Here is a 19,963-nt window from a genome sequence, read left to right as displayed (position 1 = left end):
GCGGGCGCGCCAACAGCGCACACGGGGATGTCCTCGTACGTCACCGTGAAGCGCCGATCGTCCACCGAATCCTCGGCTTCTCGCTGCGAGAGCAGGCAACCTGCCCCACGCCTCACGCGCCTCAGCCAACTCCGGCGCCATAGACATGGAGGACTTAGTGCTCGCCATGATCCCGACGTACGCGGAGCCCACCCCCCCGACCGTAAGCCCATACACCCGGCGGATCGAAGAGTATGTCCGCTCACTCGGAAAGAGCCTCGGGCTGACAGAGACACAGGGCGGCCGGGAGCGGCTGGAAGCAGGCTACGGGCAATTTGTTGCCTGGACCTATCCAGAAGCTTCATTCCGCGATCTCTGCCTTTGCGCGGAATGGCTCTTCTTCACCTTCATCCTGGACGACTTGCACACGTTGAAGGTCTATGACGATCCGGAAGCCTGGGCTCCGGTCCACCAGCGGCTGATGAGCATCATCAACACCGGGGAAGACCCTGCCCCCGCATGGGAGCAAACTCCTTTCACTGAGGCGCTCACGGATCTGTCCATCCGTACTGGCAAAAGGCTCTCGCCAGCGCTCCATGGACGACTGAACAGGCACCTGGACCTGTTCTTTCAAGGATTCACCGAGGAATCCGAGAATCGGTTCCGCGGCACTCCCCCTGGGATTGACAGTTTCACCCAGACCAGGCGATTGTCGGTAGGCATGGAGTTCGGCTTCGATTTGGTCGAACTCAGCCAGGGCACGGAGGTGCCTGAAAGTATCTATGAGACAGGCTTGTTCAGGAAGATCGTCGAAGCTGCGAGCGATGTGGTCGCCTGGCAGAATGACTTGCATTCGATTCGCCTGGATGACATGCGTGGAGATTTCCACAACGTCGTCATCGTCATGCAGCATGCCGACGGAATCTCGCTGCAGGAAGCCATCGACTCGGCCGTTGCCAAGGTTCAGGGGCGCGTGGCCGACTTCCTGGCCGCCGAAGAGCAGCTCCGGCCCTTCCTGGAGAGCCGTGGTGTGCCGCCCCGCACCCGTGAAGAGATTCTGAAGGTCACTGCCGGAATGCGGCAGTGGACGAATGGATGCCTGCATTGGTACGGGAACACCACCCGCTACGCAATCCCCACCGCCTCGGACGAGTCGGATCAACAGCATGCTCACCTGCAGGCGATGATCCCGAGTCAGGATCGTGCCTTCCGGCATAGTTGCGGGTGACGAGCAAGGAATACGCACCGTCTTCCTCGACGCCGGCCTCTACGAGGCTCCCGCCCCATCGATGCGAACCAAGAACGGCTTGGAGCAGTAGCTCGCCAACATCCTGGATCGACAAGAAGGGCCAACACGCCATGGCAACGGACCATGTAGGCATCGCACAGGCTCCAGGGGCACTGCCGATCGTCGGGCATCTGTTTCCCCTGCTCCGTGACCCGCTGCGTTTTCTGAACACCCTCCCCTCCTATGGCGATTTGGTGCAGATACGGCTGGGTACACAAACGGCCGTCGTAGTCTGCCGGCCTGAACTCGTCCAGCAAGTTCTCCTGCATGACCGCACTTACGACAAGGGCGGACCCATCATCGAACGGATCGGGAATGCGCTTGGGAACGGTCTTGCCTCGTGCCCCCACAGCGCCCATCGGCGGCAGCGACGCAGCTTACAGCCGGCCTTCTCTCGCACTTGCCTGCGTGAATACGCCGCCATCATGACCCAGCAAATCGACACGCTCACCATCGGCTGGAGCGACGGACGGACTGTAGACGTAGCCGCGCAGATGTACGATTTCGCGAGTGACGCAATTTCTCGAACATTGTTCACGGCTGAAGCCGCGCGGCCCGCCATAGACACCGTCAAGGAATGTCTGCCGGATATCTTCCGAGGTATCTATCAGCAGGCTGTCCTCCCGCCTTGGCTGAGCCGTCTGCCGCTCCCCCCCAACGTGCGCTACGAGCGGGCTCGCAACCGAGCATCGGCCGCGGTCAGCAAGACCATCAGCTTGTACCGGCAAGACGATGAGACCCACGGCGATGTGCTGTCGATGCTCCTCAAGACGCATGACGACGCGGGAGAAGTCCTCGGCGACGCCGAGATCCATGCTCAGATCATGACCCTGCTCGTCGCCGGCATCGAATCCACCGCAGTGGCTCTTACCTGGGCTGTGCATCTCCTGTGCCAAAACCCCGATGTCCAAGAGCGATTGCGCATCGAGACAGTCAAGGTTCTCGGCACCCGAACGGCCACTTGGGATGATCTACCCCAGCTCGACCTGGCGCGCCGGGTCATCACCGAGACACTACGTCTCTACCCTCCGGGATGGATCCTGACTCGAATGACCGCCACGGAAGCGCGGCTGGCGGACGCTGTGATCCCCCCCGAAACCACCCTCATCTACAGCCCGTATCTCATCCACCACGATGAACGATTCAATCCGCGCCCCAACTCCTTCGATCCCGACCGGTGGCTTCCGGAACAGGAACACGTGCGCGGTGCTTTCATTCCGTTCGGCGGAGGTGCGCGCAAGTGCATCGGTGACAACTATGCGATGACCTTGGCGACACTCGCCCTGTCCACGATCGTGGCCCAATGGAGGCTCTCGAGTGGTGACCATCAACTGCCGCATATCGAACCCCGTGTGACCCTGACCCCTCACGGTGTCCAGGTCCGAGTGGAGTGTCTGCAGAGTGCCTGATTGACGGAGGATCACCCGTCTGTATCGGGTTGGCTTGATCGCTGGGCTGGAGAAGTGCTACCCGCGAATATCCGCGTCCGGAGGTGGAGTTCGCCCGTGCTCGATACGGGAGCACTTGGACTCGTGCCGGCCCGCGAGACCGGCCAGCGCCACAGCAGTCAGACCCGCATCCTTGCGGATCTCACGAAGGCGCTGGCCGAGTGCTCGTCGGGCTTCGGCGACGCTGGACGGTGACGGCAACTTGCTGATTCCCCGTCAGGCCTCCGCAGTTGGCCCTCGATGTGCCCTCAGCCACCGGTACAGGCACCCCAGCCCCACCGTGACCAGCAAGAACAACAGAGTGAACCACTGGAAGTACCAGTGCCCGCCCGCCGGGTCGTACACCGCCGCCCGGGGCCAGGCGAGGTTGACGGTCATGAAGAGGCCGTAGACGAGGGCGAGCGCGTTGACCGGGATGCCCCAGCGGCCGAGGGAGAAGAGGGGGCGGCCCTCCTCGTCGACGCCGTCCGAGCCGGTGAACTCGCCGCGCAGACGGCGGACCAGCATCGGCCCGGTCACCATCGCGTACGCCAGGTACAGCATCACGATGCAGGTGGTGCCGATCGCCAGGAAGGCGTCCGGGGAAGCGAAGTTGAGGAGCAGCAGGGCGGCGGCGAGGACGCCGACGACCAGGGCGGGGGCGCTCGGCATGCCGGTGCGCGGGTTGACCTTCGCGAGGCGGCGGGAGAAGGGGAGCTGGTTGTCGCGGGCCATCGAGAAGAGCATGCGGCAGGCGGCTGTCTGGATCGCCAGGGTCGCCACCGCGATGGCCACCACCACGTCGGCGAGCAGCGCCCGGCCGACCCCGTCGCCGAGGCTGCTGGTCAGGACGTAGCTCAGGCCGTCGACGCCCAGATGTCCGTCCGTGAGGCTGGGCGCGGCCAGCAGACCGCCGAGCACGATCAGCCCGCCGAGCAGGCCCGCCGCGCCGAGCGCGGCGAGGATCGTACGGGGCGCGGTACGGCGCGGGTTGTGGGTCTCCTCGCTCATCTCGCCCGCGCTGTCGAAGCCGATCATCACGTACGCCGCCATGAAGGAGCCCACCATGAGCGCGCCGAAGAGGCCGGTGCTGCCCTCACCCGTGTGGAAGGTGATGCCGGGAGAGCGCTCGGAGTGCGTGAGCAGCAGCACGATGATCAGGACCGCGCCGATGATCTCGGCGGTCACGCCGACCCGGTTGATCACGGACATCACGCGGTTGTCGACGACGTTGACCAGCGTGGTCAGGACCAGCAGGATCACGCCGAGCACGGCCGCGTTGGCGGCGCCGTCGGCGCTGATCGGTGAGGGGTCGCTGCCCACCAGCTGGAAGCCGGACCAGATCGCCGGCAGCACCATCTGCAGCGCGAGCGCGGCCGCCGCGACCACCACGATCTGCCCGATCACCATGATCCAGCCGGCGAACCAGCCGAACGAGAGGTTCGACAGGCGCGAGGACCACTGGTAGATCGCGCCCGAGATCGGATAGCGCGCGGCCAGCTCCGCGAAGCACGCGGCGACCATCAGCTGGCCCACCAGCACGGCCGGCCAGGTCCAGAAGAAGACGGGGCCGCCGAACGCGTACCCGAAGGCGAAGAACTGGAAGACGGTCGTCAGCACGGAGATGAAGGAGAACCCGGCGGCGAACGAGGCGTACCGGCCGAGGCTGCGGTGCAGCTCCTGGCGGTAGCCGAACTCGGCCAGGGAGCGGTCGCCGGGGGACTCCGGCGGGTCCGGGCGTACGTCGGAGGGGGCGGTGGTGGTCACGGCGGCACCTGCCTTCGGCGCGGAAGGGTGAGCGGGACGACGAGCTGAATTCCTGTCGGGTGACAGAAATTAGGGAGACCCTGTTTCGCTCGCGTGACGCGGCCATGTCGGCGGCGGGCCTAAGTCCTCACGCCTTGCCTTCCCTGCCAGAACGCGATACATCGTGTGTATTGACGCTCTCTTCGGATACGCGATATGTTCGGCTACGGATATTCGGAGGCGAGGTGGGATCATCATGGTGACGAAACGCCGCAAGCTGAGCAATCCGCTGGCGCTCGCGGTCATGGTGCTGCTCACTGAGCGGTCGATGCACCCGTACGAGATCGCCCAGACCCTGCGCCGACGCGGCAAGGACACCAGCCTGAAGATCAACTACGGCTCGCTCTACACCGTCGTCCAGAACCTGGAGAAGCACGGCTTCGTCGAGGTCGCGGAGGTGCAGCGGCAGGGCAAGCGCCCTGAGCGCACGCTCTACGGCATCACGGACGCCGGGCGCGAGGAGGCCACGGAGTGGCTGTCGGACCTGATCGCCGTTCCGGCACAGGAGTTCCCGATCTTCGAGACCGCGCTGTCGCTCGTCGGGGTGATCCATCCCGACGAGGTCGTGCGGTTGCTGGGGGAGCGGCTCAAGACGCTTGAGTTCCAGGCCGCCAGCACACGCGGCGGTCTGACGAAGCTGTCCGAGAGTCTGCCGCGGATCTTCCTGGTGGAGAGCGAGTACCGCCTGCACATGGTCGAGGCGGAGGCCGAGTGGGTCCGCGGCCTCCTGCGGGAGCTCAAGGACGGCACGCTCGACGGTGTCGAGCAGTGGCGGAGCTTCCATGAGACGGGGGAGATCCCGCCGGAGTTCCAGGAGTTGGAGGACCGCCACTTCGAGGAGTGACCCAGACGTAAACAGACCCCGGCAGAGCTGTTGCAGCAGCTCCACCAGGGTCTCGAACCCCGAACCGAATCCACCGTGAGGCAGTTCCAGGCGATCGAGGTGCGGCACACCCAGGATAGCCCGGCGCTCTTCACGCGGATCAATCGTCGATCCGTTCACGCGGATCAGTCGTTTTCCGCTCATGCGGATCAGTCGTACGTCCGCACGCGCGGATCAGTCGTCGATCCGCTCCTGCGGATATTTCGCATTCGCTCACTCAGGAGAGCAGTCGCCATGAGCAGTACCCGTGCGCCCGCGGTAGCGGCGCGTCAGCTGGTCAAGACCTACCCCGGTGACGTCACCGCCCTCAACGGCATGGACGTCACCGTCGAGACGGGCACCGTCTTCGGACTCCTCGGTCCGAACGGTGCCGGCAAGTCCACCACCGTCAAGATCCTCACCACCCTGGCCCGCCCCGACTCGGGCACCGCTACCGTCGCGGGCCATGACGTGCTGCGCCACCCGGACCGGGTGCGCCGTGCGATCGGCGTGGTCGCCCAGAGCTCGGGCGCCGACCCGGTGGCGACCGGCCGGGAGAACCTCCAACTCCAGGGCAGGCTCTACGGATTGAAGGGAGCCGACCTCGGCCGCCGGGTGGACGAGCTCCTTCAGCGCTTCAAGCTCGCCGACGCCGCCGGGCGCCAGGTGAAGGGCTACTCCGGGGGCATGCGGCGCCGCCTGGACGTGGCGCTCGGCCTGGTCCACCGTCCCGAGGTGCTCTTCCTCGACGAGCCCACCACCGGTCTCGACCCCGAGGCGCGCACCGCGATGTGGGACGAGATCGCCCGCCTCGCCGGCGACGAGGGCCTGACCATCCTGCTCACCACCCACTACCTCGAAGAGGCCGACCGGCTCGCCGAGCGCATCGCCATCGTCGACCGTGGCCGTGTCGTGGTCGAGGGCACACCGGACGTCCTGAAGGGCGAACTCCGCGGTGACGCCGTCCACTTGGAGCTGCGCGACGCGGTCGGCGAAGCCGGTCGTACGCTGCTGAACGGCACCCTCACCCGGCTGCCCGGCGTGCACGAGGCACTCATCGAGGGCCGCCGGATCAGTGTCCGCGCCGAAGACGGAGCCGCCGCGGTGCCCGCCCTGCTCGGGGCCCTTGAGCGCGCCGGGGTCTCAGTCGCCGCCGCGACCGTGGCCCGCCCCTCGCTCGACGACGTCTATCTCCGCTACGCGGGCCGCCGTTACTCCGAGGCGGAAGCCGAGTCCACCGAGAGCCTCGCCGTCGCCGGAGGTGCCCGATGAGTACTGCTGTCTCCCAGACCTGGTACATGACCCAGCGTCAACTTATGGTGTTCGTACGGCAGCCCGCCTTCATGCTGATCACGCTGATCCAGCCGGTGGTCTGGCTGTTCCTGTTCGGCAACCTCTTCAAGAAGGTCGTCGAGCTGGGCGGCTTCGGCACCACCTCGTATCTCGACTACCTGGTGCCCGGCGTCGTGGTGATGAGCGCGCTCAGCTCCAACATGTGGGCGGGCATGACCACGCTGGACGAGATCCAGCGGGGAACCCTCAACCGGTTCCTCACCACACCCGTCAGCCGGGCCGCCCTGATGAACGGCAATGTCGTCAACAACGGCCTGGTCACCGCGTTGCAGTCGGTCATCATCGTGCTGCTCGGACTGCTCGGCGGTGCCGACTACCCGGGCGGGATCGGCGGGATCGCGATCCTGATCATCGCCTCGGTACTGCTCGGCACGATCTTCGGGGCGCTGTCGAACGCGCTGGGCATGCTGGTCCAGGAGCGGGAGTCGATCATCGGCATCAACACCTTCCTGCTGCTGCCGCTGACGTTCCTCTCCTCGGCCTTCATGGCCCCGTCCCAGATGCCCGGCTGGATGCGGCACATCGCCGACTTCAATCCGCTCAACTGGGCGATGGTGGCGGGCCGTTCGGCGATGTCGGCCGACCCCGACTGGGGCGACGTGTTCAGCCGGGGAGGCGCGCTGCTCGCGCTCGCGGTGGCGGCGGTGTGGCTGTCGATCCGTACGTTCCGGTCGTACCAGCGGTCGGTGTAAGGCGGTTGGCCAAGAGGTAGTCGGCCAAGAGGTAGTAGGCCGAGAGGCAGTTGACCGGAAGGCGGCCACCAAGTCGGTGGCCGCCTTCCGTGGCCACCGAACCGGCGGCCCGCCTTCCATGTCTCGCACCGTCACCCTGTGGTCAGGCGGACGCCTCCTGCTCCGCCTCCACCTGCGCGTTCCACTCGCGCTTCGACGCCTGCCAGCCGTCCTCGTTGTGCCCGAGCCGCCAGTAGCCGGATATCGACAGGTCCTCGCGCGCGACCTCGCGCTCGACCCTCAGCAGCTGGCGCAGCTCCTTCACAAAGCCCGCCTCGCCGTGCACGAAGGCGTGCACCCGGCCCTGCGGGAACTCGAGGGCGCGTACGGCCTCCACCAGGGCCTCGCCCTGGGGCCGGTTCCCGCGGTGCAGCCAGACGACCTCCACATCGGAGTTGATCTTCTGCTCCTCCTCGGGGCCGGAGACCTCGATGAAGGCATGGGCCACGGCACTGTCGGGCAGCGCCTCCAGGGAGGCCGCGATCGCGGGCAGCGCGCTCTCGTCACCGGCCAGCAGATGCCAGTCGGCGCCCGCGTCGGGGGCGTAGGCGCCGCCGGGGCCCATGAACCGTACGACCTCGCCCGGCTGGACACGGGTGGCCCACGGTCCGGCCAGACCCTCGTCGCCGTGAATCACGAAGTCCAGTGTCAGCTCGCGCAGCTCGGGGTCCCAGGCGCGCACGGTGTACGTCCGTGTCACGGGCCACTGCTCGCGCGGGAACTCCTCGCGGATGCGCTCCATGTCGAAGGGCTCGGGGTAGCTGACACCCTCGGGGCCGAAGAGCAGCTTCACATAGTGGTCCGTGCTGGAGCCCGCGGTGAATTCGGCCAGGCCGTCGCCGCCCAGCACGATGCGCTGCATGTGCGGGGTGAGTCGCTCGGTCCGCACAACCTGCGCGGAGTGGGGCTTCCGGGGCTTGCGTGCCGGGCGCTCTGCCATGACGGCCTCCTGGTTCACATGGTTAGGCTTACCTAACTTAGCATCCCTTCCTCTGAGTTACCTATGCATGAAGCGGTACCACTTATGCCTGAAGGGTCGAAAGCAAGCGGTGCAACGACCCGCCCAGGCCCCAGCGTGCGGCGAGCGCGTCCAGCGCGGCGGGATCGCGCGGCGCGTGCGGCAGCGCCGTGTCGACGTCCGGCAGGGGGACGTCGCCGGCGACCTTGACGACCGTGGGCGCGACCGCGACGTACGGCCGCGACTCGTCCAGACGCTTGCGCTGTGACGGGGTCAGCTTGGCCTTCGGGTCGTCGACCGCGGCCATGATGCCGGCCAGGTCGCCGAACTCGGCGAGCAGTTTGGCGGCCGTCTTCTCGCCGATGCCGGGCACTCCGGGCAGACCGTCGCTCGGGTCGCCGCGCAGCAGCGCCAGATCCGCGTACCCCGGGCCGTCCACGCCGTACTTCTCGCGCAGCCATGCCTCGTCGGTGAGCTGGAGCGTGCCGACACCCTTGAGGGGATACAGGACGCGGATTCCCCGCTTGTCGTCGACCAGTTGGTAGAGGTCACGGTCGCCGGTGACGATGTCGACCGGGCCGGTGGCGCGTCCGGTGAACGTGCCGATCACATCGTCCGCCTCGTACGCCTCGACCCCCACCCGCGCGATGCCCAGCGCGTCCAGGACGTCCTCGATGACGGGCACCTGCGGTGAGAGCGTGTCCGGCACCTCCTCGTCGTCCGGGCCCGCCTCGTGCTCCTCGGCCACCCGGTGCGCCTTGTAGGACGGGATCAGGTCGACCCGCCACTGCGGGCGCCAGTCCGCGTCCATGCACGCCACCAGATCGTCGGGGCGGTGGTCCTTGACCAGGCGGTCGATGAATTCGAGCAGCCCGCGCACGGCGTTGACCGGCGTGCCGTCCGGGGCCTTCACGGATTCCGGGACGCCGAAATAGGCGCGGAAGTACAGCGAGGCGGTGTCGAGAAGCATGAGTCGTCGAGTTTGCTGCGTCACGTTTCGCATCATGCCGTACGCCACTGACAGTGACCTGAACCACTCCTGTGTTTGCTCCGGGTAAGCGGGGGCAGGCGCCGCCTCTGAGCGAGTCCGGTTTCGTTTTCAACCGTTTGGCGTATTCCGTTCCGGCCGTTCAAACCATTTGAAACTGGTTCAAACCGTTCCAGAGAATCGTTCCAACGAGAGGTACACGTGTCATCCAGGCTTGAGGCCGAGCATCTGTACAAGGTGTTCGGGAGACGACCGGGCGAGGCCGTGGAGCGGCTCCGGCAGGGGGCCGACCGCGATGAGCTGCGCGCCGACGGCGCGACCGCCGCGGTGATCGACGCGTCCTTCACGGTGGAGCCGGGCCAGATCTTCGTGGTCATGGGCCTGTCCGGATCCGGCAAGTCCACGCTGCTGCGCATGCTCAACGGACTCCTGGAGCCGACCGCAGGACAGGTGCGCTTCGACGGCCAGGACCTGACCGCGCTCAGCGCCCGTGAACTGCGCGAGGTCCGCTCAAAGAAGATCAGCATGGTCTTCCAGCACTTCGCGCTCTTCCCGCACCGCAGCGTCCTGGAGAACGCCGCGTACGGCCTGGAGGTCCAGGGCGTGCCGAGCGCCGAGCGCAAGGAGCGCGCCACCAGGGCCCTGGAGCTGGCAGGACTCGCCGGCTGGGAGAAGTCCTGGCCCGACGAGCTGTCCGGCGGGATGCAGCAGCGTGTGGGTCTCGCCCGGGCGCTCGCCACCGACGCCGACCTGCTGCTGATGGACGAGTCCTTCAGTGCGCTCGACCCGCTGATCCGCCGCGACATGCAGGACCAGCTGATCGAACTCCAGAAGAAGCTCAAGAAGACCATCGTCTTCATCACGCACGACCTCAACGAGGCGATGCGCCTGGGCGACCGGATCGCCGTCATGCGCGACGGCCGCATCGTGCAGACCGGCAGCGCCGAGGACATCCTGGTGCGCCCCGCCAACGACTACGTCGCCTCCTTCACCCAGGACGTCGACCGCTCCCGCGTCCTGACCGCGGACGCCGTCATGGACACGGACGTCCGCGGCGACGAGGCGGACTGCGCCTGCGAGACCGCCACGCCCGACACCTCCTTCGTGGACCTCTGCGCCATCAGCGCCCGCCTCACACACCCCGTCGCGGTGCTCGACGAACGGCGCGAGCTCGTCGGTGTCGTTCCCCGGCAGCGCCTCGTCGCCTTCCTCGGCGACGAGCGGGAGACCCCCGCAGGCTGCGCCAGTCCTCGGAACAAGGCGGTGAAGGCCGGTGCCTAGGATCCCCTTCGGCGACTGGGTCAACAGCGCCGTCGACTGGCTGCTGGGCCACATGGCCTGGCTCTTCGACTTCTTCAAGACGGTCTTCCAGGGCACGTACGACGGTATCGACGCCGTCCTTCAGGCTCCCGAGCCGCTGCTCCTCGCGGGCATCTTCGCCGTCATCGCGTTCTGGCTACGCGGCACCTCCGCCGGTGTCCTCGCCTTCGTGGGCTTCGCCTTCATCGACTCCCTTGAACTGTGGGAGGACGCGATGGTGACCCTCTCGCTCGTCCTCGTGGCGACCCTCATCGCGCTGGTCGTCTCCGTGCCCGTCGGCATCTGGGCGGCGCGCTCCGACCGGGTCAGCGGGATCGTCCGGCCGGTCCTCGACTTCATGCAGACGCTGCCCGCGATGATCTACCTCATCCCGGCCATCCTCTTCTTCGGCACGGGCGCCCCGGCGGGCATCGTGGCCACCCTGATCTTCGCGCTGGCACCCGGCGTCCGCATGACCGAGCTGGGCATCCGCCAGGTCGACAAGGAACTCGTCGAAGCCGCCGACGCGTTCGGCACCACACCCCGCGACACCCTGCTGCGCATCCAGCTGCCGCTCGCGCTGCCCACCGTCATGGCCGGCGTCAACCAGGTCATCATGCTGGGCCTGTCCATGGCCGCCATCGCGGGCATGGTCGGCACCGGCGGCCTCGGCGGCGACGTCAACGAGGCCATCGGCCAGCTGAACGTCGGCCTCGGCTCCGAAGCCGGCGTCGCCATCGTCATCCTGGCCATCTATCTGGACCGCATGACCAGCGCCCTGGGCACCCAGGTCTCCCCGCTCGGCCGCCGCGCCGCCGCCCGACTGCGCGCCGCGCAGGGCCTGAAGATCTGGTCCTACCGCCCCCGGCCCGCCGTGGCCATGGCGGGCGTCGTCGTGCTCGCCCTTGTCGCCGGCGGCATGGGCATCTTCGGCGGCACGAACACGACGTCCACCACGGCCGACGGCGCGAACGTCGGCCAGGGCAAGAAGGTCACCATCGGCTACATCCCGTGGGACGAGGGCGTCGCCTCCACCTTCCTGTGGAAGGAGATCCTGGAGGAACGCGGTTTCCAGGTCGACACCAGGCAGTTCGACGCGGGCCCGCTGTACACCTCCCTCGCCCAGGGCGACATCGACTTCCAGACGGACTCCTGGCTGCCGACCACGCACGAGCAGTACTGGAAGAAGTACGGCAGCAAGCTCGACGACCTGGGCTCCTGGTACGGCCCGACCTCGCTGGAGCTGAGCGTGCCCGCGTACATGAAGGGCATCGACTCCCTGGACGACCTCAAGGGCCAGGCGGCCAAGTTCGGCGGCAAGATCACCGGCATCGAGCCCAGCGCCGGAATGATGAGCCTGCTCAAGAACAAGGTGCTGGGGGAGTACGGCCTCGACAAGGAGTACAAGGTCGTCGACAGCTCCACGCCCGCCATGCTGGCCGAGCTGAAGCGCGCGTACGCCAAGCAGGAGCCCGTCGTCGTCACCCTCTGGTCGCCGCACTGGGCGTACAGCGACTACAAGCTGAAGAAGCTCAAGGACCCCAAGGGCGCCTGGGGCAAGGGCGACGGAGTGCACACGCTCGCCCGGAAGGGCTTCGCCCAGGACAACCCGGTCGTCGGACAGTGGCTCAAGAACTTCAAGATGACCGAGAAGCAGCTCACCGGCCTTGAGGCGGAGATCAACAAGGCGGGCAAGGGCAAGCAGCAGGACGCCGTGCGCGCCTGGCTGAAGAAGAACCCCGGCGTCGTCGACAAGCTGGCCCCGGTCAAGAGCACCGCCGCCAGTGCCGAGGCCAAGCGCCCCCTGGACGTGGCCTGGTTCCCCTGGGACGAGGACGTCGCCGTCACCTACCTGTGGAAGAACGTCCTCGCCCGGCGCGGCTACACGCTCAACCTCAAGCAGATGGACGTCGGCCCCGTCTACACGGGACTGGCCTCCGGCGACCTCGACCTCAACTTCGACGCGTGGCTGCCGTACGCACAGTCCAACTACTGGGACCAGCACAAGGACGACCTGACAGACCTCGGCACCTGGTATCAGCCGACCTCCCTGGAGATCGCCGTGCCCTCGTACGTGAAGGACGTCAAGTCCCTCGCGGACCTCAAGGGCAAGGGCAGCACCTTCGACGGGAAGATCATCGGCATCGAGCCGAGTACCGGCGAGATGAACCTCCTGAAGACGAAGGTGCTTCCGGGCTACGGCCTCGACAAGGAGTACAAGGTCGTCGACGGCTCCACGCCCGCGATGCTCGCCGAGCTGAAGCGCGCCTACGCCAAGAAGCAGCCGGTCGCCGTCGTGCTGTGGTCCCCGCACTGGGCCTACAGCGAGTACAAGCTCACCAAGCTCGCCGACGACAAGAAGCTGTTCGGCGAGGGCAACACCATCCGGACCATCTCCAGCAGCAAGTTCCCGGGCCAGTATCCGCAGCTCACCAAGTGGATCAAGAACTTCAGGATGAGCGAGGCCGAACTCGGCAGCCTGGAGAGCGAGATCAAGCAGCGCGGGCAGGGGCACGAGGAGGACGCCGTCGCCGCCTGGCTGAAGGAGCACCCGGACATGGTGGAGCGGATGACTCCGCAGTAGGACCACGCGTGCGTGGGCGGTCCGTCTCGAAACCGACCGCCCACGCACGCGCGAGAGGGCCGCACCGTGTGGCGAAGCCCACCGTTCCTGGGCGGTGAGCAGAACCCACCGGCGCGCCCCGAACGGTCTTGGGCGCACTGGTCCTCCGCTTTCGCGTCCCGGGCGGCGACGCACGTCGTGCGTGCGGTCCGTACCAGGCGGGCGGAATCCCTTACGACCTGGCCAAGTGGGCGTGGCCAGAGGCGACGGGGAGGCCCCGAACCATCTCTCTGGTGGAGCGGGGGCCCCGACTGCTGGCGCCACACCCGGCGTCCCAGGTCGCACTGCCCAAGCTACACATGGCCGCCAACCGGCTCTACGGATCATCTGACGGTTCACTCGATCGTGCCAACGGTCGCCAATAGGCTGGCGTCCGCGGCACTCGCCACCTCCACGGATCTGCGCACCTGGACCCGCCGCCACGACTTCGGCGCGGGCACCAGCCAGCCCGCACTCGCGGCCGACGACACCGGTGGCTACGTACTGGCGTACGAGAGGGATCCGGACAACCACATCGCCGTACGCGGCTACGCCGATGTGGCGGCCCTGTTGGCCGGCGAGGCGGCCCACGCGTACGACGCGCCGCGCACCCTCTCGCGCTGCGCCGAGGGCACGCCGGACATCACCTCCGTGCACGACGGCACGGTCGAACTCACCGGCCACTACCGGGCGGAGTGCGACACGGACCGCCAACTCCGGGCCACCCTCACGGACTTCACGACCTGGCAGGCCCAGTCCGACCGGCGCCTGGACCGCGCCCTGGAGTCCTGGGGGACCGGCGGCAACATAGGAGACCGCTCGCTCCTCCGACTCGGGGGCCGGAAGCTGGTACTGATAGAGGGTCAGCGGTGGCGCAAGGACTTCGGGAGCTGGCGGACGTACGCCTACGATCCCGCGACCGGTCGGGCCGACCGGCTGACCCTGCGCACCCACGGCGGCAGCCGGGCCTTCGCCAATCCCTCGGCGACCCTGCTCACTGATCCGGACGGGCATCCGGCCCTGCTGGTCAGCCTTTTCGTGCCGCGCGAGGGTGCGGCGCCGGGGGAGTCGGGTCAGCTCGTGTATTGGCGAGAACTGTGACCCTCTGACTCCTTCGATGTGACAGCGATGTGACGGGTGCATGAAACGGTTTGCCGAACATGCGTAGGGTGCAAACAACTCTTCAGAGGTAGTGGACCGAAGAACCCGAAGAAACTGACGAACCAGCGGACCGACGACGCAAGGGAGGCAGCCGGAGCGATGGGCGACCACAAAGAACAGCCCCTTCGGGTGGGCGCGGCCGTCCGGCGGCGGCGCCGGGCACTGGAGCTCACGCTCGCTGTCGTGGCCGAGCGCAGCGGACTGTCGGTCCCCTTTCTCAGCCAGGTCGAGAACGAGCGGGCCCGGCCCAGCAAGAGCTCCCTGGAGAGAGTCGCCGACGCCCTCGGCACCACCGCCGTGGAACTGCTCGCCGCGGCCGACCCGGCGTGCAGCGTCGACGTCGTGCGCGCCGACGCCGGTGCCGAGTTCACTCCCGAAGCCCAAGTGCGCCCCCTGGTGCGCGGTCACCACCAGCTGCACGCCACGGAGTTCACCGGTGACCACGACGAGGGGCGCGAACTCCAGCACCGCAACGACAAGTTGATGTACGTCGCCGACGGCGCCGTCGAAGTCGAGGCGGAGGGCCGCGCCCATCGGCTCGGGCGCGGCGACACGCTGTATCTGACGGGCGGTGTACGTCATCGTTGGCGGGCGACCGTTCCGGACACCCGGGTGATCGTGGTCGAGGTCGCCGATCACATCGACGCGGTGGAGGACCGGCACGGCTTCGGCAGACGCTGACCGTTCCCTTCCTGACGGGCACACCTGCACACCTTTGGCTGGCGCTGACCTTCCATGGCGGATCCATGCAGGGGGGCGCTGCGATACTGACGCCATGTCCGGCACCTCCGGTTACGCCTTCGACAACACCTCCGAGCTCGCCGGCGGGCGCTTCGACGCCCTGGAGACCTGCTACGACCCGGTGACCTTCGCCCGCCTCGCCGACCTGGGCGTCGGTCCCGGGATGCGCTGCCTGGAGCTGGGCGGAGGCGGCGGCTCCGTCGCGGGCTGGCTCGCCGACCGGGTCGGCCCGACGGGCTCCGTCCTCGTGACCGACCTCGAACCATGCTGGATGGACGGCCTCCCCGGACGCGCCAACCTGCGCGTCGTACGGCACGACATCGGCGCGGAAGAGCTCCCGGAGGGCGACTTCGACCTGATCCACGCCCGGCTCGTGCTGCTCCACGTGCCCGAACGCGGGGCGGCCCTCGACCGGCTGGTGCGGGCGCTGCGCCCCGGCGGTCTGCTCGTGCTGGACGAGTTCGACTGCGGCTGGATCCCCGTGCTCGCGTCCCCCTCGCCCGAGTCGGCCGCACTGTTCGAGAGGATGCACGACGCGGTGATGGGCATCATCACGGCGGCCGGCGCCGACATGCGCTGGGGCGCGCATGCCTACGCGGCGCTGTGCCGGGCGGGTCTGACCGAGGTGGCGTCCGCCACGTACGCCGAGTCCTGGCGCGGCGGCTCGTCCGGCACCCGTCTGCACCAGGTCAACATCCGCCAGTTGGCCGGCCGCCTGGTCGAGAAGGGCCTGACCGAGGAGCAGCTGGCCGACTGTATGCGTCTCCTCGACGACCCCGACTTCGCCGTCAACTCCTTTCCGCTGATCACGACTTGGGGCGTACGGCCGTGACACGTGCCGTACCGCGTGTCGTCTCGCTCGTGCCCTCACTCACCGAGGCCGTGGCTGTCTCCGTCCCCGGCGCCTTGGTCGGCGCGACGGACTGGTGCAGCCATCCCGCGGACCTCGATGTCGTACGGATCGGGGGCACCAAGAATCCCGGGGTCGACCGGATCGTGCGGCTCGCGCCCGATCTGGTCGTCGCCAACGAGGAGGAGAACCGCGAGCCCGATCTGGCCGCCCTGCGGGAGGCGGGAATCGAGGTGCTCGTCACCGAGGTGCGGGATGTGCCGGGAGCCTTCCGCGAGCTGGCGCGGGTGCTGGACGCGTGCGGCGCGGGCAGCCGGCCGCGCTGGCTCGACGAGGCGGAGACGGCGTGGGCGCGGCTGCCCGCTCCCGACCGCCGTACGACCGCGATCGTGCCGGTCTGGCGGCGGCCCTGGATGGTCCTGGGCCGGGACACCTTCGCCGGGGACGTGCTGGCCCGGCTGGGCGTGGACAACGTGTACGCGCGCCACGAGGATCGCTACCCCCGCATCCCGCTCCCCGAACTCAGGGCCACGGCCCCGGACCTCGTCGTCCTGCCCGACGAGCCGTACCGCTTCACCGCCGACGACGGACCCGAAGCCTTCGAGGGCACGCCTTGCGCGCTGGTCGACGGCCGCCGACTCACCTGGTACGGGCCGTCGTTGGCGCAAGCACCCCGGTTGCTCGGCGAGGCGCTGCGAGCAGCTCGCCGCTGAGCAGACCGCGTGCCGTGCGCACGGCGGCCACGGACCAGGCGGCCACGAGCAGCACGTACAGGGCGACCGCCAGCACGTCGAAGGCGACCAGGCCGGTGTGCCGGGCCAGCCCCTCGGCGCCGGTCACACAGGTCCCCACCGGGAACGTGAACGCCCACCAGGTCATCGCGAAACCCATGCCCCGGCGACGCGCCCGCAGAAGCATCGCGGTGGCCAGCCCCAGCCAGAGCAGCGCGAAGCCCGTCACGGGGACGCCGTAGAGGACGGCGAGCATGCCGAACCCCTGGTCGTACGGGGCGGGCACCACGCCCGGCGCGAAGTCCGCGAACTTGCCGACGGCGGTGGTCGACTGGCCCAGCGGGCCGAGTACGAGGAACAGGGTCGGGGTGAGCACGAGGGGCAGCGGCCCTCCGGTGATGAGCCGGGCGAAGATCACCGGCAGCATCACGAAGGTGGCCAGCAGGCTCAGTCCGAACATCGCGAAACAGGCAAGGAGAAGAGTCTCCTGGGCCTGTCCGGAAGGCAGATGGGGGACGAGGAGGGGGCCGAGGGCGGCGGAGACCATGGGCGCGACGAGCGGAAGCAGCCAGACCGGTGTCGCCTGGCCGGGCTCGATCCGATGGCGTACGACCATGAGGTACGGCACGGCCACGGCGGCGACGAGCCCGACGACCGTACCGGCGGTGAACAGGACGGCGTCCAGGGCGACCGCCGCCCCGGTGCCGATCCAGTCCTGGCCCACTACCAGGGCGCCGCCGCCGACGGCCAGCAGGGCCATGGAGAGGCAGCCGTAGAAGGGGGCCATCGCCGGGTCGAGGAGGTGGGCGCGGGCCTGGTCGCGGTGGTGCGTCCAGTGCAGCGCGCGGGCGGCGAGCAGGGTCACGAGCACCGCGAGTGAGAGCGCCCATACGGCGGTGCAGACGGTCCGCAGGCCCGGAACGTCCCCGGGGAGTCCGGCGCCCGCCGTGGCCACGATCGCGGTGCCCATCACCGAGGCGTACCAGTTGGGGCCGAGGTGCCGGACGGCGACGGCGCGAGGGGTTCCCGAGGTGCGGGGGGTTCCGGCCTTGCGGAGGGTGAGGGGCTGGGCTGCGGTGACCATGTCCCCACGGTCGCGTGGCGCCGCGCTCCCCACCAGGGAGTGTCGTTCTATGGGGGCATAAGCTGGGTTTATGGGCAACGCGGAAGGGCCGACCGGGGCAGAGTCGTCGACGGGAACAGAGCCGACCGGCGCGAACGGAGCCGGGGCGAGCGGGAGCAGAGGCGGGGAGTCGTCCGCGTCCGGGATCGCGCACCGGGTGCCGGACCTGGGGGCGATGGAGCTGTTGCTGGCCGTGGCGCGCCTCGGAAGTCTGGGGCGGGCCGCTCGCGAACTGGGGATCACCCAGCCGGCGGCCAGCAGCCGGATCCGCTCCATGGAACGGCAGCTGGGAGTGGCCCTCGTCGACCGGTCGCCGCGCGGGTCGCGGCTCACCGACGCGGGGGCGCTGGTCACGGACTGGGCGCGGCGGGTGGTGGAGGCGGCCGAGGCGTTCGACGCGGGGGCGCAGGCGTTGCGGGACCGGCGGGACTCGCGGCTTCGGGTCGCCGCGAGCATGACCATCGCCGAGTATCTGCTTCCGGGCTGGCTGATCGCGTTGCGTGCGCAGCGGCCCGACACGGCGGTGTCGCTGCTCGCCGGGAACTCCGCCGCCGTCGCGGAACGGCTCCTCGCCGGTGAGGCGGATCTGGGCTTCGTGGAGGGGTTGTCGGTTCCGGCGGGTCTGGACTCGACGGTGATCGCCCATGACCGGCTGATCGTGGTGACGTCACCCGGACATCGCTGGGCGCGGCGCCGGGCGCCCCTGTCCGCCGCCGAGCTGGCGGCTACGCCGCTCATCCTCCGTGAGGAGGGGTCGGGTACGCGTCAGGTCCTCGACACCGCGCTGGGTGGCCTTGCCCGGCCCCTCATCGAGCTCTCCTCGACTACCGCGGTCAAGGCCTCGGCGGTCAGTGGTGCCGGGCCCGCCGTCCTGAGCGAGCTGGCCCTCGGCGAGGAACTCTCGGCCCACCGCCTGGTGAACATCCCCCTCGCCGACGTCCAACTCGCCCGCTCCCTCCGCGCCGTCTGGCCAACGGGCCACCGCCCCACGGGCCCGGCCCGAGACCTACTGTCCCTGACACGGGGCGTGTAGCTGAGGCCGGGTGTTTTCGCCCCCGCCGCCCCTACCCGTCCCATCCCGTTCCTGGGGCTCCGCCCCAGACCCCGTTCGGTTGTGTGTCGGGTGCGGGTGGGTGGGGGTTGCTCGCGCAGTTCCCCGCGCCCCTTAAGGGGCGCGGGGAACTGCGCAATCTTTTAGGGGGGCTGGGGGCGCAGCCCCCAGGAACGGATGGGACGGGTAGGGGCGGCGGGGGCGAGAACCCGGTGGTCTGGCCTATGTGGCGTTGATCAGGGCTTGCATGACGCGTACGTCCTCGCCCGCCTCCGGATGCCATTGGACCCCCAGCACCCACGAGGCGCCGGGGAGTTCGATCGCCTCCACCGTCCCGTCCGCCGCATGGGCCGAGGCCCGCAGGCCCTCGCCGAGACGGTCCACCGCCTGATGGTGGTACGTGGGCACGGCCGTCACCTCCGGGACGACACCGGCGTACAGGCTTCCCGGCACGGGCGTCACCTCGTGGTGCCCGAAGACACCGGCATCCTTCACATGCCCGTCGATGTGCTGGACGAGCGTGCCGCCCAGGGCGACGTTGAGGAGTTGCAGGCCCCGGCAGATCCCGAGCAGCGGCGTGCCGGAGGCCAACGCGGCCCGGATCAGGGCGAGTTCCCAGGCGTCACGCTCGGGCGCGGCCGGCCCCGTACGCGGGGAACGCTCGGCGCCGTAGCGGACGGGGTCGACGTCGGGGCCGCCCGCGACGACCACCCCGTCGAGGCGGGCGACGGTCGCGGCCGCCTGCGCCGGGTCGTCCGGCGGCAGCATCACGGCGAGCCCGCCCGCCCGCTGCACGAGCCGCGGATAACCGGCAGGCAGCAGCGCGGCCTCCAGCTCCCACACCCCCCAGCGCGCCCCGGACTCCAGATACGTACTCACACCGATCAACGGCCTGCCCACGCTGCCTCCCTCGCTTCCATGGAAAGACGTCAATGGCACAGACGCCGGACGTCAAAGGAACAGACGCCGGACATCAATGGAACAGACTTATACCTTTGCCGAGCCAGTCCGGT

Annotated in this window: 18 protein-coding genes; 12 read left to right on the top strand and 6 right to left on the bottom strand. The window is 68.6% G+C overall.

The window, feature by feature from the left end; genetic code table 11:
• The first annotated feature begins 166 nt into the window (after positions 1-166).
• Together OG975_RS09430 and OG975_RS09425 are read left to right on the top strand one after the other, a co-directional pair.
• Positions 167-1,207 carry a terpene synthase family protein gene (locus tag OG975_RS09430; protein ID WP_406336220.1) on the top strand — a complete coding sequence of 347 codons (1,041 nt, stop codon included), beginning with the start codon at positions 167-169 and terminating at the stop codon, positions 1,205-1,207.
• A gap of 131 nt (positions 1,208-1,338) precedes the next feature.
• On the top strand, positions 1,339-2,676 hold the full coding sequence (locus OG975_RS09425; protein WP_406328695.1) for a cytochrome P450: 1,338 nt from the start codon (positions 1,339-1,341) through the stop codon (positions 2,674-2,676).
• Between the two features lie 57 nt (positions 2,677-2,733).
• Here OG975_RS09425 and OG975_RS09420 read toward each other — a convergent pair whose 3' ends face one another.
• Positions 2,734-2,829, bottom strand: coding sequence for a hypothetical protein (locus tag OG975_RS09420; RefSeq protein WP_406336219.1), 96 nt, complete (start codon positions 2,827-2,829; stop codon positions 2,734-2,736).
• Positions 2,830-2,931: 102 nt separating this feature from the next.
• Positions 2,932-4,461: an amino acid permease gene (locus tag OG975_RS09415; protein WP_406328694.1), complete on the bottom strand. Its 1,530-nt coding sequence runs from the start codon at positions 4,459-4,461 to the stop codon at positions 2,932-2,934.
• A 235-nt stretch (positions 4,462-4,696) separates the two neighbouring features.
• Here OG975_RS09415 and OG975_RS09410 point away from each other — a divergent pair, with 235 nt between their 5' ends.
• The 3 genes from OG975_RS09410 to OG975_RS09400 all read left to right on the top strand — a co-directional run bounded on the left by OG975_RS09410 (position 4,697) and on the right by OG975_RS09400 (position 7,407).
• Positions 4,697-5,344 carry a PadR family transcriptional regulator gene (locus OG975_RS09410; RefSeq protein ID WP_406328693.1) on the top strand — a complete coding sequence of 216 codons (648 nt, stop codon included), beginning with the start codon at positions 4,697-4,699 and terminating at the stop codon, positions 5,342-5,344.
• A 273-nt stretch (positions 5,345-5,617) separates the two neighbouring features.
• On the top strand, positions 5,618-6,634 hold the full coding sequence (locus tag OG975_RS09405; protein ID WP_406328692.1) for an ATP-binding cassette domain-containing protein: 1,017 nt from the start codon (positions 5,618-5,620) through the stop codon (positions 6,632-6,634).
• Positions 6,631-7,407, top strand: coding sequence for an ABC transporter permease (locus OG975_RS09400; protein ID WP_406328691.1), 777 nt, complete (start codon positions 6,631-6,633; stop codon positions 7,405-7,407). Before OG975_RS09405 ends, OG975_RS09400 begins: the two co-directional genes overlap by 4 nt.
• A 142-nt stretch (positions 7,408-7,549) precedes the next feature.
• Here the strand turns inward: OG975_RS09400 and OG975_RS09395 are convergent, their stop codons facing one another.
• Positions 7,550-8,386 carry a siderophore-interacting protein gene (locus tag OG975_RS09395; protein ID WP_406328690.1) on the bottom strand — a complete coding sequence of 279 codons (837 nt, stop codon included), beginning with the start codon at positions 8,384-8,386 and terminating at the stop codon, positions 7,550-7,552.
• Between the two features lie 82 nt (positions 8,387-8,468).
• Positions 8,469-9,407: a 5'-3' exonuclease H3TH domain-containing protein gene (locus tag OG975_RS09390; RefSeq protein ID WP_406336218.1), complete on the bottom strand. Its 939-nt coding sequence runs from the start codon at positions 9,405-9,407 to the stop codon at positions 8,469-8,471.
• Between the two features lie 186 nt (positions 9,408-9,593).
• On the opposite strand from OG975_RS09390, the gene OG975_RS09385 reads away from it, so the two are divergent.
• The 6 genes from OG975_RS09385 to OG975_RS09360 all read left to right on the top strand — a co-directional run bounded on the left by OG975_RS09385 (position 9,594) and on the right by OG975_RS09360 (position 16,758).
• Positions 9,594-10,673 carry a glycine betaine/L-proline ABC transporter ATP-binding protein gene (locus tag OG975_RS09385; RefSeq protein ID WP_406328689.1) on the top strand — a complete coding sequence of 360 codons (1,080 nt, stop codon included), beginning with the start codon at positions 9,594-9,596 and terminating at the stop codon, positions 10,671-10,673.
• Positions 10,666-13,275, top strand: a complete 2,610-nt coding sequence (locus OG975_RS09380; RefSeq protein ID WP_406328688.1) for an ABC transporter permease/substrate binding protein — start codon at positions 10,666-10,668, stop codon at positions 13,273-13,275. Before OG975_RS09385 ends, OG975_RS09380 begins: the two co-directional genes overlap by 8 nt.
• Positions 13,276-13,659: 384 nt before the next feature.
• Positions 13,660-14,394, top strand: a complete 735-nt coding sequence (locus tag OG975_RS09375; protein ID WP_406328687.1) for a hypothetical protein — start codon at positions 13,660-13,662, stop codon at positions 14,392-14,394.
• Between the two features lie 159 nt (positions 14,395-14,553).
• Positions 14,554-15,135, top strand: coding sequence for a helix-turn-helix domain-containing protein (locus OG975_RS09370; protein ID WP_330303312.1), 582 nt, complete (start codon positions 14,554-14,556; stop codon positions 15,133-15,135).
• A gap of 94 nt (positions 15,136-15,229) precedes the next feature.
• The gene (locus OG975_RS09365) at positions 15,230-16,027 is read left to right on the top strand and encodes a class I SAM-dependent methyltransferase (RefSeq protein WP_406328686.1); all 798 of its coding nucleotides are present in this window, start codon (positions 15,230-15,232) and stop codon (positions 16,025-16,027) included.
• Positions 16,024-16,758, top strand: coding sequence for a helical backbone metal receptor (locus OG975_RS09360; RefSeq protein WP_406328685.1), 735 nt, complete (start codon positions 16,024-16,026; stop codon positions 16,756-16,758). The genes OG975_RS09365 and OG975_RS09360 overlap by 4 nt, the downstream gene beginning before the upstream one ends.
• On the opposite strand, the gene OG975_RS09355 is transcribed toward OG975_RS09360, so the two are convergent.
• Entirely contained in the window at positions 16,685-17,860 is a 1,176-nt protein-coding gene (locus OG975_RS09355) for a TDT family transporter (RefSeq protein ID WP_406328684.1), read from the bottom strand. The genes OG975_RS09360 and OG975_RS09355 overlap by 74 nt on opposite strands.
• Before the next feature lie 214 nt (positions 17,861-18,074).
• Between OG975_RS09355 and OG975_RS09350 the strand changes: the two genes are divergently transcribed.
• Positions 18,075-18,932 (top strand): LysR family transcriptional regulator, encoded by an 858-nt coding sequence (locus OG975_RS09350; RefSeq protein ID WP_406336217.1) that lies wholly within the window; start codon positions 18,075-18,077, stop codon positions 18,930-18,932.
• A gap of 240 nt (positions 18,933-19,172) precedes the next feature.
• Here OG975_RS09350 and OG975_RS09345 read toward each other — a convergent pair whose 3' ends face one another.
• Complete coding sequence (locus tag OG975_RS09345; RefSeq protein WP_406328683.1) at positions 19,173-19,850, bottom strand: gamma-glutamyl-gamma-aminobutyrate hydrolase family protein; 678 nt, start codon at positions 19,848-19,850, stop codon at positions 19,173-19,175.
• Positions 19,851-19,963: the final 113 nt, after the last annotated feature.

It is taken from the genome of Streptomyces sp. NBC_00203, from assembly GCF_045206325.1.
GTDB classification, from domain to species: Bacteria; Actinomycetota; Actinomycetes; order Streptomycetales; family Streptomycetaceae; genus Streptomyces; species Streptomyces lutosisoli.
This window is presented reverse-complemented; position numbering and strand designations above follow the sequence as displayed.